At 56.3% G+C, this 14827-nt stretch carries 14 protein-coding genes and 1 riboswitch; of the genes, 11 read left to right on the plus strand and 3 right to left on the minus strand.

Translation table 11 applies throughout. The features are described from left to right. The 6 genes from ACESLM_RS19865 to ACESLM_RS19890 all read left to right on the plus strand — a co-directional run. Positions 1–386 (plus strand): DnaD domain protein (locus ACESLM_RS19865; protein ID WP_372633323.1); only part of this gene is annotated, 386 nt, incomplete at its 5' end. A gap of 39 nt (positions 387–425) precedes the next feature. Beyond that, positions 426–1382, plus strand: coding sequence for an ATP-binding protein (locus ACESLM_RS19870; RefSeq protein ID WP_372633325.1), 957 nt, complete (start codon positions 426–428; stop codon positions 1380–1382). Between the two features lie 324 nt (positions 1383–1706). After that, positions 1707–2825: a sulfate ABC transporter substrate-binding protein gene (locus ACESLM_RS19875; protein WP_372633327.1), complete on the plus strand. Its 1119-nt coding sequence runs from the start codon at positions 1707–1709 to the stop codon at positions 2823–2825. A gap of 31 nt (positions 2826–2856) precedes the next feature. Further along, positions 2857–3702, plus strand: coding sequence for a sulfate ABC transporter permease subunit CysT (gene cysT / locus ACESLM_RS19880; RefSeq protein WP_372633328.1), 846 nt, complete (start codon positions 2857–2859; stop codon positions 3700–3702). A 6-nt stretch (positions 3703–3708) separates the two neighbouring features. Then, a complete protein-coding gene (gene cysW, locus ACESLM_RS19885) occupies positions 3709–4578 on the plus strand; it encodes a sulfate ABC transporter permease subunit CysW (protein WP_372633330.1) in 870 nt (289 codons plus the stop codon). A gap of 40 nt (positions 4579–4618) precedes the next feature. Further along, positions 4619–4816: a YezD family protein gene (locus ACESLM_RS19890; RefSeq protein WP_372633332.1), complete on the plus strand. Its 198-nt coding sequence runs from the start codon at positions 4619–4621 to the stop codon at positions 4814–4816. Between the two features lie 126 nt (positions 4817–4942). On the opposite strand, the gene ACESLM_RS19895 is transcribed toward ACESLM_RS19890, so the two are convergent. Continuing rightward, the gene (locus ACESLM_RS19895) at positions 4943–5089 is read right to left on the minus strand and encodes a YqzM family protein (protein WP_094051053.1); all 147 of its coding nucleotides are present in this window, start codon (positions 5087–5089) and stop codon (positions 4943–4945) included. Positions 5090–5336: 247 nt separating this feature from the next. Between ACESLM_RS19895 and uvrC the strand changes: the two genes are divergently transcribed. Continuing rightward, a complete protein-coding gene (gene uvrC, locus ACESLM_RS19900; RefSeq protein ID WP_372633399.1) occupies positions 5337–7259 on the plus strand; it encodes an excinuclease ABC subunit UvrC in 1923 nt (640 codons plus the stop codon). 429 nt (positions 7260–7688) lie between these two features. Here the strand turns inward: uvrC and ACESLM_RS19905 are convergent, their stop codons facing one another. After that, positions 7689–8618, minus strand: coding sequence for a transposase (locus ACESLM_RS19905; RefSeq protein WP_372633333.1), 930 nt, complete (start codon positions 8616–8618; stop codon positions 7689–7691). A gap of 481 nt (positions 8619–9099) precedes the next feature. On the opposite strand from ACESLM_RS19905, the gene ACESLM_RS19910 reads away from it, so the two are divergent. Beyond that, positions 9100–9828 (plus strand): YkoP family protein, encoded by a 729-nt coding sequence (locus tag ACESLM_RS19910; RefSeq protein WP_372633334.1) that lies wholly within the window; start codon positions 9100–9102, stop codon positions 9826–9828. Positions 9829–9840: 12 nt separating this feature from the next. Beyond that, positions 9841–10590, plus strand: a complete 750-nt coding sequence (locus tag ACESLM_RS19915) for a phosphatase PAP2 family protein (RefSeq protein WP_372633335.1) — start codon at positions 9841–9843, stop codon at positions 10588–10590. On the opposite strand, the gene ACESLM_RS19920 is transcribed toward ACESLM_RS19915, so the two are convergent. Then, the gene (locus ACESLM_RS19920; RefSeq protein WP_372633337.1) at positions 10526–12235 is read right to left on the minus strand and encodes a hypothetical protein; all 1710 of its coding nucleotides are present in this window, start codon (positions 12233–12235) and stop codon (positions 10526–10528) included. The genes ACESLM_RS19915 and ACESLM_RS19920 overlap by 65 nt on opposite strands. Positions 12236–12486: 251 nt before the next feature. Then, a riboswitch (cyclic di-AMP (ydaO/yuaA leader) is annotated at positions 12487–12667 on the plus strand. Positions 12668–12780: 113 nt separating this feature from the next. Between ACESLM_RS19920 and ACESLM_RS19925 the strand changes: the two genes are divergently transcribed. Together ACESLM_RS19925 and ACESLM_RS19930 are read left to right on the plus strand one after the other, a co-directional pair. Beyond that, positions 12781–14124, plus strand: coding sequence for a TrkH family potassium uptake protein (locus tag ACESLM_RS19925; RefSeq protein ID WP_372633340.1), 1344 nt, complete (start codon positions 12781–12783; stop codon positions 14122–14124). A gap of 13 nt (positions 14125–14137) precedes the next feature. Further along, positions 14138–14806, plus strand: coding sequence for a potassium channel family protein (locus tag ACESLM_RS19930; RefSeq protein WP_372633342.1), 669 nt, complete (start codon positions 14138–14140; stop codon positions 14804–14806). The last annotated feature ends 21 nt before the right edge of the window (positions 14807–14827 follow it).

The raw sequence follows: 14827 nt of genomic DNA on the forward strand, positions 1-14827 counted from the left end.
TATTCGAGCGTATCGACTTAAGCTATAAGCTGCCCGAGCCGGTCATCAACGTGCTGATCCACTACGTGTTCTCGCTCGGGAGGGCGCAGCGGCTGACGAAGTCGTTCGTCGACGCGATCGCTTCGAACATGCTGGCCAAAGGCATCGACACGATCGAGAAGGCGATCAGGTATATTCGCGAGCAGGAGAAGCTGAACGAAGCGCTCGACCGCAAAAACCGCGGGGACGAGCCCTCCGGCGCGGCTGCAGCGGCCGGATCGCGCGGGGGCGGGCGCCGCAAGCCCGCGATGTCCGTCGTCAAGGATACAGGGCCGGCGGAGGAGGTCACTCCGGAAGAGCTGGAACGGATGTTGGCCCGGGCGAGAGAACGAAAGAGCAAAAAATAAGGCCGGTTAAGTTAAGCGGCTCGAGAGGAGGCACGGAGAATGGAATCGTTACAGGAAGCTTTGCGCCGTCTGCCGTTCGGTCCGCAGTCGGGACGAGGACGAGACATCGCCGCGCAGGTGTTGGCCGATCCGCTCGTGGTCGACCTGCGCGAACGCTATCCCGAGCTGGACGATCAGGCGCTGCGCCTGAACTTGAATCGCCTCTACCAGATGACCAAGGAACATCGCAACTGCCAGGCCTGTCCTGGGCTTGAAGCTTGTCCGAACGACATGCAGGGCCATTCCACCGGCATTTCGTGCGAAAGCTTAAACGGCCGTTGGCAGATCAACGATTATAAAACCCCCTGCTCCAAGTGGATCGCATTCGAAGGTCAGGAGAGAATCCGTCGCAGGGTGACGAGCCTGTACTTGGACAATTCCACGCTCGGACAGTTTTACGATGAAGAAGAGATGATCCGCCTGGATGCCAACCGGGCGATGGCCGTGGATCAGCTTCAGGAATACGCCGACCGGGCGGAAGAGTCGGGCCTGCCGACTCGCGGATTGTATCTTCAGGGCAATTTCGGTACCGGCAAGACGTATCTCGCCGGTTACTTGCTTCATAGGCTCGCCAGAAAAGGCTACTCCGGCGTCATCGTGTACATGCCCGAATTCGTCGAGGACGCCAAAGCGCTCATGTTCGAGCCGCAGAAGCTGAAGGAGACGATTGCTATGATGAAGGAAGCCGATCTGCTTGTCTTCGACGACATCGGCGCGGAAAATTTGACGCCTTGGGTGCGCGACCACGTGCTGGGCGCGATTCTGAACCATCGGATGAACCGCAAGCCGACCTTCTACACGTCCAATCACGATCTGGAGGATCTGGAGAAGCACTTCAGCTTCACGCACAAGGAAGGCGAAGAAATGCACAAGGGGCAGCGGTTGATGGACCGCATCCGTTCGTTCGTCGACGTCATCCACGTCCGGGGGCGCAACCATCGCGGCTCCGGGAAATAATCTCGAACGGTTTTACGGGACATTAGGGCCTTCCTCTCGATGTGAAAGCACATCGGAGGGAGGCTGCTTTTTTTCAAAATGGATTTATCAGTTTTTTTTATAGACACTTATTGACAATCGACTTGCCACCCTGTTAAGATTTCACCAATACCAAGTAAGTTTATATGATTTACATGGTATATAGGTATTATCGATGAAAGCGGGTATCGCGAACAGCACACAGTTGGCGGTCACGCGAACGAGAAATCGGTTCTCGAGCTATCGGAATGGCCATCCGGAGCGACGGAAACGCAAAACACATTGAAATGGTTGGGGTGGATGAACATGAAATCATTTAAAACTTTTAGCTTGGTACTTATAGCGGCACTCATCGTTACCGTACTTGCGGCATGCGGTTCCAAAAACAATAGCAGCGAACCGTCCCATGCAGCGTCGCCCAGCGCACCGGCCTCCGCGAGCGAATCGCCGAGCGCTTCGGCATCTGCGGAACCGAGCAAAGAAGTTCCCAAAGACATCGAACTGCTTAACGTATCCTACGATCCTACTCGCGAGCTGTATGAAGAGTTCAACAAAAGCTTCGCTGAATACTGGAAAGAAAAAACCGGAGGCAATATTACGATCAAGCAATCCCACGGCGGATCCGGCAAGCAAGCCCGCTCGGTCATCGACGGACTGGAGGCGGACGTCGTCACGCTGGCGCTCGGCTTCGACATCGACGCGCTCGTGCAGCCGGGATTACTGAAGCCCGATTGGCAGGCAACGTTTGAGCAGAATAGCACGCCATACACGTCCACGATCGTCTTCCTCGTGCGCAAGGGCAATCCGAAAGGGATTCAAGACTGGGACGACCTGATCAAGGACGGCGTCCAGGTCATCACCCCGAACCCGAAAACATCGGGAGGAGCGCGGTGGAACTATCTGGCCGCTTGGGGCTTCGCGACGAAAACGCTAGGATACGACGAAGCGCAGACGCTCGACTTCCTGAAGAATCTGTTCAAGAACGTGCCGGTGCTCGACACGGGAGCCCGCGGATCGACGACGACGTTCGTGGAAAAAGGAATCGGCGACGTGCTGCTGGCGTGGGAAAACGAAGCTTATCTCGCTCTGAAGGAGTTCGGCGACAATTACGAGATCGTAACGCCTTCTCTGAGCATTCTGGCGGAACCGCCGGTCGCCCTCGTTGATAAAAACGTCGACAAGAGAGGCACGCGGGAAGCGGCAACGGAATATCTGCAATACTTGTACACCGAGCAAGGCCAAGAGATCGCGGCGAAAAACTTCTACCGTCCTCGCCTTCAATCGGTTGCCGACAAATACAAAGACCAATTCGGCGAACTCAACCTGCTGACGATCGACCAAGACTTCGGCGGTTGGAACGAAGCGCAATCGAAGCATTTCTCCGACGGAGGCACGTTCGACCAAATCTATACCCCGGGTTCCTAACCAAGGGCCGGGAGGAGGTTAACGCGGCGTCATGACACGTTTTCGAAAAAAAGAACGGATATTGCCCGGATTTTCCATCACGCTGGGCTTTACGATCCTCTATCTCAGCCTGATCGTATTGATTCCGCTGGCGGCGCTGGCCATCAAGTCGGCGGACCTGTCGGCCGCCCAGTGGTGGAAGACCGTGTCCGATCCGCGCGTCGTGGCCTCCTACAGATTAAGCTTAACGACCGCGTTCGTCGCGGCGGCGGTTAACTTCGTCTTCGGATTGCTGCTTGCCTGGGTGCTCGTGCGCTACGAGTTTCCCGGCAAGCGGATCATCGACGGTCTCATCGATTTGCCGTTCGCGCTGCCGACGGCGGTCGCGGGCATCGCTCTTACGACCATTTATGCGCCCAAGGGCTGGGTAGGCTCTCTGCTCGAGCCTCTGGGTATCAAGGTGGCGTACACTCCGATCGGAATCACGATCGCGCTGATCTTTATCGGCATTCCGTTCGTCGTGCGAACGGTGCAGCCGGTGCTGCAGGATTTGGAAACCGAGATGGAGGAAGCAGCGGTCATGCTCGGTTCCTACCGGCTGCGGATTTTCTTCAAAATCATTTTGCCCGATTTGAGTCCTCCGCTTCTGACGGGCTTCGCGCTGGCGTTCGCCCGCGGAATCGGGGAATACGGCTCGGTCGTATTCATCTCCGGCAACATGCCGATGAAGACGGAGATCGCGCCGCTGCTGATCATTACGAAGCTCGAGCAGTACCAATACGCGCAAGCCGCGGCGGTCGCCGTCGTGCTCCTGCTGATCTCCTTCGCGCTGCTGTTGGTCATCAACATTTTGCAAAGGTGGAGCAATCGCCGCCTTCGCACCGTGAAGGGGGCCTGATCGGACATGGCGGGAATCGTTACAAATCCGCGGACTTCGAAAAAACAGGCGGTGAAACCGCATCTGTCGGAGCCCGGAATCGTGAAGGTCGTGCTGATCGGCATCGCGCTGCTGTTCCTCTCTCTGATCGTGCTGCTTCCGATGGCGGCGGTATTGGTAGAAGGGTTTCGCAAAGGCTGGGCGGCTTACCTAAGCGCCTTAACCAACCCGGACGCGATGTCGGCTTTGAGATTGACGCTGATTACGGCGCTGATCGCCGTCCCGTTGAATACGATTTTCGGATTGGCGGCGGCTTGGGCGATTACGAAGTTCAAGTTTCGCGGGAAAAATTTGCTCGTCACGCTGATCGACTTGCCTTTCGCGGTATCGCCGGTCGTGAGCGGTATGATTTACGTGTTGCTGTTCGGCGCGCAAGGCTTGCTCGGGCCGTGGCTCGACAAGCACGATATCGATATTATTTTCGCTACGCCTGGGATCGTCATCGCCACGATGTTCGTTACGTTCCCGTTCGTGGCGAGAGAGCTGATTCCGCTCATGGAGACGCAGGGAGTCACGGACGAGGAAGCGGCGGTCAGCCTCGGTGCAAAAGGCTGGCGGGTATTCTTCAAGGTGACGCTGCCGAACATCAAGTGGGGCTTGCTGTACGGCATGATTTTGTGCAACGCGAGAGCGATGGGCGAATTCGGAGCGGTGTCGGTCGTGTCCGGCCATATTCGGGGCGAGACGAACACGCTGCCGCTGCATATCGAAATTTTGTACAACGAATATCAATTCAGCGCCGCGTTCGCCGTAGCTTCGCTGCTGATGGTACTGGCCGTCGTCACACTCATCGTCAAGTCCGTGCTTGAAGGCCGCATGAGCGAAGAGAGCCGTTAATAAACGTTGTCGGGAACAAAGTGAAACGGAGGAAAACAACATGGCTAAACCGGTAGAAGTAGACGAACGTTGGTTGGGACGCATCGCGGAACAGGTCAACGGACTGGAATACGGCGAGGTCAACATTGTCGTTCATGACGGCCGAATCGTGCAGATCGAGCGCAAGGAGAGAAGACGATACGACGACGTTGCGCGCGGCGTCAAGAAGGAGCGCGAGTCGGCCAATTCGCAATCCTAGCCGCGAACGAAAAAGAAGCCATTATATCCTGCCTGTGCGGACTCTCACCGCCAAGTTATCGCCCGTGCCAAACCACACGCAAAAGAGGCCGCCCCGATCGGGGCGGCCCTTTGCTTGTTGTTGGAATCAAGAAATGATGAATTTAACGACAACCGCGACCGTGAACACGATGAACATGAAGCCGAACATCACTCCAAAGCCCGTCGCTACGTCGAACAAATCGTCGCGCGGCTCTTCGTTGACGTGCTGGCGCGGATCGGTAACATTTGCCATTGGTAAGCCTCCTGACACGCATTCGATAACTACAGTATACCCAACATCGCTTTTTGTTGTAAAGTATTCCCCCGAACGATAGGTGACAAGTTTGCGACAACGGAAAAACCGATGAGGCGGCGCATCGCCCGAATGTGCTACAATGGGAGGAACGGGTGTTCTATCCGGCCGGACATAGATAAGATCAAGCCAGAAGGAGGTACGTTTCTTGGATATCCTGAATTCTACCGCGAGTCGGGACAAAGCGATGGAGAACATTCGCAACAAGCTGGCGCTGCTTCCCGACCAGCCCGGCTGTTATTTGATGAAAAACGAAGAAGGAAAAATCATATACGTCGGCAAGGCCAAAGTGCTGAAAAACCGCGTGCGCTCTTACTTTACCGGAAGCCACGACGGCAAGACGCAAAGGCTCGTCTCCGAAATCCGCGACTTCGAGTACATCGTGACGGCCAGCAATACGGAATCGCTGATCCTCGAGTGCAATTTGATCAAGGAGCATTTTCCCCGATACAACGTGCTGCTGAAGGACGACAAGTCGTTTCCCTACCTGAAAATCACGAACGAAAAGCATCCGAAGCTGGAGGTAACAAGGCGGGTAGTCAAGGACAAGGCGAAGTATTTCGGCCCCTATCCGAACGCCTTTGCCGCCCAGGAGACGAAGAAGCTTCTGGATAGGATGTACCCGCTGCGCAAATGCAATTCGCTGCCGGACAAAGTGTGTCTGTATTATCATCTGGGCCAGTGCGTAGCGCCTTGCGAATATCCGGTGGAGCAGACCGTTTACGACGACATGGTCGGGGAAATCGCCAAGTTTCTGAACGGCGGGCACACGGAAATCAAAAAAGAGCTGAAGCGCAAGATGGAGCAGGCCGCAGAAGAGCTGCAATTCGAGCGGGCGAAGGAATACCGCGACCAGATCGTCGCGATCGAAGCGTTGATGGAGAAGCAGACGATCAACATGGCAGACGCGATGGACCGCGACGTGTTCGGTTATTCGGTCGACAAGGGCTGGATGTGCGTGCAGATTTTATATATGCGGCAGGGGAAAATGAATCAGCGCCACATGTCCGTATTCCCGTTTTATGGAGAGGCGTACGACGACTTCCTTAGCTACGTGACGCAATATTACAGCGATAATCCGGCATTGCCCCGCGAGGTGCTGCTGCCTCCGCCCCCGGGGGAAGAATCGGTCGAGGAGGCGGCGGAGAAATCCGCCCAGCCGGTCGTGGCCGCCGATGCGGCCCGGACCGCCATGGTCGCCGAGACGAAGGAAAGCTACGGTGAGGCGGCGGAGGCGCACGAGCCGGCGGAAGAAGGCGAAGCCGCCGAGGTTGGAGAGTCGCTGCGCCGCTGGCTGAAGATCAAGGTGGCGATTCCCCGCCGTGGCTCGAAGCGCCAGCTCGTCTCCATGGCCTGCGACAATTCCCGCGTCGCGCTGGAGGAGAAGTTCCGCTTGATCGAGCGGGACGAATCGCGTACTGCCAAGGCGGCGGAGGGGCTGGCGAATTGGCTCCGCATTCCGAGCGCGTCGCGAATCGAAGCGTTCGATAACTCGAACATTCAGGGCACCTCCGCGGTATCGGCGATGGTCGTGTTTACGGACGGCAAGCCGGACAAGAAGGAGTACCGCAAGTACAACGTCAAAACGGTGCAGGGACCGGACGATTACGAGTCGATGCGCGAAGTCGTTCGGCGCCGTTACGAGCGCTTGCTGAAGGAAGGGCAGCGCCTGCCCGATCTTATCGTCGTCGACGGAGGCAAAGGGCATATCGCCGCCGCGCTCGACGTGCTCGTCAACGAGCTGGGGCTTGACGTTCCCGTATGCGGGTTGGCGAAGGACGCGAAGCACCGCACCTCACAGCTGCTCGTGGGCGATCCGCCCGAGGTCGTGCCGCTGCCGCGCGACAGTCAAGAGTTCTACTTGCTGCAGCGCATCCAGGATGAGGTGCACCGGTTCGCAATTACGTTTCACCGCGAGAAGCGGGCGAAGTCGATGGTCGCCTCCCGTCTGGACGCGATACCGGGCATCGGAGAGAAAAGAAGGAAGCAACTGCTGAGCCATTTCGGCTCGCTCAAAGCGATCAAGGAAGCGTCCGTCGCGGATTTTCGCGCCGTATCGATCGGCGAGGCGCTGGCTCAGCGCATTCTCGACGCGCTTCATGCGGAATAATAATTTGCCTTATAGGGCGGCGTTATCGGTCAGTCGGACTGGCTGGATAACGCCGCCTTTTCTCTTCTTTTGTCGGTATCCCGTCCACTCAGTTTTCCTGCACCGCATTCTGAGTATAAACGTAGCGCCTTTTCTCTTCTTTTGTCGGTATCCCGTCCACTCAGCTTGTCTGCACCACATTTTGAATAGGTACGTAGTGCCTTTTCTCTCCTTTTGCCGCTATCCCGTTAGCTCAGAAACCTGATCAACCGACATTAGCGAAGAGACTATCCCGTTCGGTCAGTTGATGCATTTCGTGCTATTTATGAACTTCACACTGATTCGCCCTTGAGAGTATCCCCGTCGCTCAATACAAATCCAATTCGTTGGAAATCGGGCTTGTTAAAATGAAGAGAAGCTGTTTACAAATACAAAGAAGAGAGAGGAGGATTACCCAAGTTTAAGCGATTGTTGCCTTGCGGCTCGAGTTAATCTGTTAGAGCGGGAACCGCCGGCAGTCTTAGTGAGCTCCGGGTAGGTGATTCTAGAAGAATGGATGCAATCCGCGAGTAATTGAACGTAGAGGGTGGATCTGCCGCGATTGTAATAATAGCAAAATTGATCAAGATACGCCTGCAGGTGCTTAGGACCGATGCCTAGAAACGTTCGGCCAATCCACCAAGTCACATCGTACCCCATCCACACGAGCTTTTTATTCATATCCCGTCCGTACTTTCGGGTTACGATTACGTTTGTCGCATCGTCAGGATGAACGTGAGCGCGAATGAAAGGCGCCGTATCCGGGCAGTCGTACTTGTCTTTTAACGGGGCTTTGGATTGCAGTTTAATCACAATTGTGTCTGGAGTGCCGTCGCTCGCATCCGAAGCGCCGATCAGCAGAGGTTGTTCTTGTTGATGCCAGTCGAAGGAAGGAACCATCCGTTTGCAATAGACGGAATCCGAAACGCGAACAATGCCCGATAGCAGCCGATTCGATTCTCTCGCAGCCATGGCGCGGCGAATTTTGTGACAGATCAACCAGGCCGTTTTGTAGGTGACATGGATCGCTTCGGAGAGCTGGCGGGCATTCACGCAGCGGGGCTGGGCATGCAGAAAAATGGCCTGGAACCAACGATGAAGAGGCGTACGGCTGCCCTCCATAATGGTGCCGGCGATCAAGGAAGTTTGCGTATGGCAGGAGCGACATTCGTAGAGCGGAATCCGACGGGTGGAAATGAGATAGAAAAGCGGGTGGTTGCAGCGCGGACAGCGAAAGCCGTCGGGCCACTTCAACTCGAACAGAACAGGGAAACAATCCGCTTCCTCATTATAGACGGAACAGAATTTTTGGAATTTCTCCGCGGCTTCTTTAAGGCTCATACGAATCTCCCTTCCGCTTTAAAAGAACGTTTGTTCTGTTTTTATTATACCAAACATTTGTTCTTGTTTAAAGTTTTAAATAGTTAATTTTTCTTTTTATTTATAGTGACTTCCAACTGACTCGAGGGGATATCGGCAAAAGGGGCGAAGAACTGTAAGCGTGGTATAACGTCAACTGACCGAAAGGGATAGCGGCAAAAGGGTGGGAAAGACGGTGGGGCAGGTGCGGCGTGAACTGAATGGAGGGGATAGCGGCAAAAGGCATACAGAGAATGAATGGAGAGAGATAGAACGAACTGATCGAGAGGGATATCGGTAAAGGGATGAAACGTAGCTGTGAAGCGGACTGACGGAAGGGGATAGCGGCAAAATCTGAGGGGTTATTATATGCGCTCTAGACCAAAGTCTAATGCCTGCTGGACGAAAGTTCGGAAACGAACCCGACGCGAAACGATGGGAGCGGGGGAGACGGCGAGATACAATGAAGCTAACGCAAAACGGAGGCGGAGGAACGGATATGCAAAATCAACCGGAATGGTCGGCGGGCAACGCGGGGTGGACAAGAGGAACTGCGGCGCTGCGCCGCGGCTTCGGCAGTGCCAGACAGAACGTCTGGATGACGTGGGAGAGAACGGCCGCTTGGGCGATGAAGCTGACGAGCGAGCATTCGCTGTACGCGGGGATCTGCATCGTGATGGTCAAAAGGTATAAGGGAGAGCCGTTTGTCTGCGAGGACGGGACCCGGATCGAACGAGGAGACCGGATCGGCGAGCTGCATCTGAACAACGGGAAGGTGCTGGCGCTGACACGGGAGCTGGGGGCGGACCGGGCCGCGCTTCAGACGGCGCGTCTGGCGAGGAAATCGCTTAAGGAAATCCGGCGGGAGTTGGACGGTCGGCCGGAGCTGGCTCCGGTCAAGGCGCTCGTCGGGGTTACGATTCTCCATCGGGGACTGACGCACGGTCTCGGATTTGAACAGCGTCCGCTTGCTTCGAAACGGTTCGAGAAGCTGACGTCGATCTATTTGAAGCTGCTTCTCCGCTTCATGCATCCGAACGGACTGGCGCGCAGCGAGCGGAGCAGGCTGAAGCTGACCCCGGTGATGCTCGTCTGCACACGCGGCAATCTCGCCCGCAAGTTCGGGCCTAAGCCGGAGCTCCGGCAGCACGGGGGCGGATCGTCCGGCTGCGAAAGTTTAGCCTCTGGATAAGGAGTGAGCAAGTTGAACGCAACTCCGATCGAATCGCGAGCCCAGGCCGTCAAGCAAGGGGCGGCTTGGCGGCCCTTGCTGTGGCTGCTGCTCATTCCGGCTATTAATCTGCTGTACGTCCTGCAGAACCGGGCGGCGGGCAACGCGAGGTCGCTTGTAACCGAAGTCGACGGGAGTATTCCGTTCGTGCCGGCATTCGCGCTGCCTTACTCGCTGTGGTACCCGTTCCTGTTCGTCGTATTCGTTCTTGTTCTTCGCAAAGACAGGAGGGAATATTTCCGGCTGCTGCTGGCGTTTTGCCTCGGCTTGCTGCTGTCGAATCTCGTTTTCCTGGTGTTTCAGACGACCGTTCCCCGCCCCGAGATCGGGACGGAAGGTTTTTTCCACGGTATCGTCTCTTTTATTTATGCCAACGACCAGCCCTACAACTGCTTTCCGAGCGTACACGTGCTGACGAGCGCTCTTATGATTTACGGCGCTCGCCGATTAAGAACGGCGGCGAAAATCCCGATCGCGGTCGTGGCCGTCAGCATTATCGTTTCCACGGTGTTTATCAAGCAGCATGTCATCGCGGACGTTATGGCCGGGCTGCTTGCCGCCAAGCTCGTCTTCTGGCTGGCCGGCAAGCTCATCAGGCGGTTCGAACGAAGAAGAGAGCTGTCGGATAAGTATAAACAGAGTATCAGACAGCTCAGCTTCAGGTCCGAGGACGAAGCGCTCGATGAAGCCGCCAGATCACGATGCCGACGAGAGCCGGGGTGAGGAGGCTGAAGACGCCTCCGGCGAAATCGCCCGGCAAGCCGTCGAACATCATCTGCATGCCCATCAGAATCGCATCGAGCGTTACATGCGCGAAAATGACGGCCATCAAGCCGAAACGCAGCATGAACCAACCGAACAGGAACGACAGCAGCACGAGTTCGATGACGCGCGTGTAAACCGGATAGACCGCGTAACCGACATGGCCGAGCGCCCAGAACAGTCCGGGCGGCACGATGGCGATCGTCGTCAGGACGACGACCGTTCGGGCCGAAGGCTCGCCGCCTTTCAGCTTGCGCGCGAGGCCGACGAACCAGCTGCGGAATACCCCGATGCCGAACAGCCGGCTTTGCAGCTCCTCCGATATGCCAGCGCACCAAGCCAGCAGCGGCAGAAGCAGAGGAATGCTCATATTGTACATCGACTGCGTGGCGTCCGAAGAAGCGAAAGCGCCCAAGCTCTTTTCCAGCACGAGCAGGATGACGGATTGAGCCCCCAGCAAAATAAAGGCGAGGAAGTAGCCTTCCTTCATGCTCTTCAGCACCGCTTCCCCGTAACCCGATTCCCGCCATCTCGGCCAGAGCGAATGGCCCATCGATTTCCATAAGCCGTCTCCGCCGACGGCCGAGAAATAAGTGAGCAGCGCCATCGCCGCGTAAGTGACAAGGCTGACCGTAAGATTAACGGTATCCCCTATGCTGACTCCCGATTCCCAAGTACCTGCCCGCAGACCCGGAATCATGTTATAGGTCAGGCCCGCGTACAGCGCGAAAAAGACGGAAGCGAGGAAAATGCCCCTCCGGTAGGAAGTATGCCCGCCATGAGTCCCCGTATAGACGATCGCCAGGATGAACAGCAGCACTTGGGGCAAAATGAAGCCGAATACCGACAATCTCGTCGCCCAGCGTTCTTGCCCTTCCATGTATTCTGTGAACGCCTCAGGCAGATCCACCCGGTAATCGACCGCTCCCCCTTGCCAGCTCGGGAAAGACGAACTCGTCAGGCGGAATGGCGCCGGAGCGGTGACTTGAAGCTTAAGCTCGGCTTCCCCGATCGCCGCTTGCCGGGAGATGTATTCGAAAGCTCCTCCGTCGGTCGTTCCGCCCGCCCATTCCCAATCGCTCGTGCGAACTCCGAACCAGGAAGCGTACTGCAGCACGCTGGCGGCTTGTTCGGCCGTCGGCTCCTCCGACGAGGATAAGGCTTCGCCGATAGCAGAGTCGGAATCCGCGCCCAAGTGCCGCCAAGCGACGAGGCTGCCCGACTCCATATGGAGCGAGACGGTTAGCGCCCCGGGCACCCCGTCCGCGTACAATTCAACGACGTAGACGTCGGTGGGGGTTGCCGCGGCCCACTGCTTATTGTACGAGTCTGTCAACGCATGTTTGGATAAGTAGCCGTTCGTTTTGCCGTCCGTCATATGCGTGACCGTCGTCTTTTTTACGTCGGAGGCTTGGATGTTGAATTTGTCGGCGGCCCATTGGATCGCCCGCTGCTCCGCTTCGGCCCTTGTGAGCACGGGGGCGGTGTGCATGGAAAACAATTGCCCTGTAATGGGGAACACTTGGATCAATAAAAACAATGCCAGTCCGATCGCGGCCGTCCAAACCCAGCGTTTGTCCAGCGGAAGCGGTCGATTTTCGATCATTCGGTTTCTCTCCTCGCCTGCAGAAATTCAAGTAAACGTATACAGTGGCTTCGCTCTTGACGGCTGCCGATTTTTTCATTTAGTATCTCGTATTTTCGGCGAAAATGAAAGCAAACGAAGCGATAATGACTGTCCGATGGCTAATCCTTCGGATAATTGTGCGAAAAAATGCCTAAACGAGCCGGATTGCCCCCTTTTTGACGTTGTTCCTCCGCGGGGTAAAGACTATAATGCGGTGGTACGTCTTTTATCCGATAGAACGGCCGAATTTCTGCATGCAGAAAACGGGGGAACCAACGGACGACGTGTACAAGAACTATTGTATTCGAACATCCCGGGGTGAATTCCGACCGCGACCGACGCGGAGGATAGGGCAGCCTGTTCGAGCCCGAACCCGACAGCTAACCTCGTAGGCGCTATACGAACAGGAATCGCGTGCAGTGAAGGCACTGGGGTTCCAGTGCTTTTTTTTGCGTCTAGAGGGAGCCTATGGCGTTTTTGCTTATTTGCGTAAAAAAGCGACGGGTGCAGCAGAGGTGGATTAATTGTTAAAAAAAGCGGTGCGATGGTTGTATGCTTCTCCTCCGAGAATATTGCTGCTCGGATTTTCTTTCATTATATTGACGGGGGCCGTGCTGCTTATGCTTCCCGTCGCGTCCGAGAACCGGGAGCCGCTCTCTTTCGTGGACGCCTTGTTCACCGCGACTTCGGCGACATGCGTGACCGGTCTCGTGCTGTTCGATACGGGCTCTCACTTCTCCACGTTCGGCCATTGGGTCATTTTGCTGCTGATCCAGATCGGCGGCATCGGCTTCATGACGATGGCCACGCTGTTCGCACTGATTTTGCGGAGGCGGATTTCGCTCAAGGAACGGCTGGTTTTGCAGGAATCGCTGAATCAGGGCAGCATCGAAGGACTCGTCCGGCTCGTGCGCAAAGTCATCTTCTACGCGCTGGCGCTGGAGCTGGCCGGAGCGGTGCTGTATACGATCCGTTTCGCGCTTGATATGCCGCTCGGAGAAGCGATATACCACGGCGCGTTTCATGCAATCTCCATCTTCAACAATGCGGGCTTCGATCTGTCCGGGGACGGCAGCAGCCTCATTCGATACTCCGAGGATTATTATATGAACGCCGTCTCGATGGCTCTGATCGTTCTTGGGGGATTCGGCTTTATCGTGCTGGCCGATCTATTCGATTATCGGAATAAACGGAAGTTTTCGCTTCATACAAAAGTTGTGCTAAGCGTTTCCGCGACGTTGATCGGCGTTGGGGCGCTGATCATCTTGATCTTCGAGTTCACGAATCCCCGCTCGATCGGCGATGAGCATTTTTCGCATAAAGCGCTGTCCGCGCTGTTCCAGTCCGTGACGACCCGCTCGGGAGGCGTCTCTACCGTGGAAATTGCCGAACTGCGCCAAGCGACGCAATTTTTCATTGTCATTCTGATGTTTATCGGAGCTTCCCCGGGTTCGACGGGCGGAGGGATCAAGACGACGACGTTCGCCGTGCTGGTCGGCGCGGTGCTGGCGATGATGCGAGGCAAGGAGGACGTCGTGCTGTTTCGGCTGCGGCTCGCCCAGGAGCGGGTGTACAAAGCGATTACCGTTACGCTGTTCTGTATCGGGATCGTGCTGGCGGGAACGATGCTGCTCGCGACGACCGAGGATGCCAGCTTCCTGAAAATTCTGTTCGAAGCGACGTCGGCATTCGGCACCGTCGGATTATCGATGGGATTGACCGCGGACTTGAGCTTGGCGGGCAAGCTGACGATTATTGTTCTGATGTTTATCGGTCGTCTAGGGCCGCTTACGTTGACTTACGCATTGGGGCCTAAGCAGGGACGATCGCTTTACCGTTACGCGGAAGGTAAAATCATCATCGGGTAGAGGACGGAGAAACATGAAATTTAATCAATTCGTTATTATCGGGTTGGGCCGGTTCGGCTCCAGCCTCGGCCGGGAATTGATCAGTTTGGGGTACGAGGTGCTCGGTGTGGACCGGGACGAGGAAAAGGTGCAGGAGTTGTCGGGGGTGCTGACCCACGCGATCATGGCGGACGCGACGGACGAGGAGGTGCTGCGTTCCGTCGGGGCGCGGAATTTCGACTGCGGCGTCGTCGCGATCGGCGACGATATCCAGGCGAGCATTCTGGCGACGATTCTGCTGAAGGAGCTCGGAGTGAAGAAGGTCGTAGCCAAGGCGGTATCGGATCTGCACGGTCGTGTGCTGGAAAGGATGGGCGTCGACCGGATCATCTACCCGGAGCGGGACATGGGTGTTCGCGTCGCGCACCAACTCGTCTCGCCCAACCTGCTCGATTACATCGAATTGTCCAAGAAGTATACGATCGCGGAGCTGGCGGTACCCCGGTGCTGGTCCGGCAAATCTCTGGAGGACGTCGATTTGCGCGGCAAATTCGGCTGCAGCATCGTGGCGATTCACAAACCCCAAGGCATGATCATCGCTCCGGCCGCCAAAGACGTATTGTCCATGGAGGACGTCATGGTGCTGATCGGCACGAACGATCAGATCGGACAGTGCCAGGAGTCGTTCGATTCCGGTGAATGAAAACCATCCCGTTCGCTCAGG

The organism is Cohnella sp., from assembly GCF_041641335.1.
GTDB lineage: Bacteria > Bacillota > Bacilli > Paenibacillales > Paenibacillaceae > Cohnella.

Coding starts and splice junctions, on each gene's coding strand:
- cysT (WP_372633328.1), top strand. CDS start 2,857: ATGACACGTTTTCGAAAAAAAGAACGGATATTGCCCGGATTTTCCATC.
- ACESLM_RS19910 (WP_372633334.1), top strand. CDS start 9,100: ATGAAGCTAACGCAAAACGGAGGCGGAGGAACGGATATGCAAAATCAA.
- ACESLM_RS19870 (WP_372633325.1), top strand. CDS start 426: ATGGAATCGTTACAGGAAGCTTTGCGCCGTCTGCCGTTCGGTCCGCAG.
- ACESLM_RS19890 (WP_372633332.1), top strand. CDS start 4,619: ATGGCTAAACCGGTAGAAGTAGACGAACGTTGGTTGGGACGCATCGCG.
- ACESLM_RS19875 (WP_372633327.1), top strand. CDS start 1,707: ATGAAATCATTTAAAACTTTTAGCTTGGTACTTATAGCGGCACTCATC.
- ACESLM_RS19905 (WP_372633333.1), bottom strand. CDS start 8,618: ATGAGCCTTAAAGAAGCCGCGGAGAAATTCCAAAAATTCTGTTCCGTC.
- ACESLM_RS19930 (WP_372633342.1), top strand. CDS start 14,138: ATGAAATTTAATCAATTCGTTATTATCGGGTTGGGCCGGTTCGGCTCC.
- ACESLM_RS19895 (WP_094051053.1), bottom strand. CDS start 5,089: ATGGCAAATGTTACCGATCCGCGCCAGCACGTCAACGAAGAGCCGCGC.
- cysW (WP_372633330.1), top strand. CDS start 3,709: ATGGCGGGAATCGTTACAAATCCGCGGACTTCGAAAAAACAGGCGGTG.
- uvrC (WP_372633399.1), top strand. CDS start 5,337: ATGGAGAACATTCGCAACAAGCTGGCGCTGCTTCCCGACCAGCCCGGC.
- ACESLM_RS19920 (WP_372633337.1), bottom strand. CDS start 12,235: ATGATCGAAAATCGACCGCTTCCGCTGGACAAACGCTGGGTTTGGACG.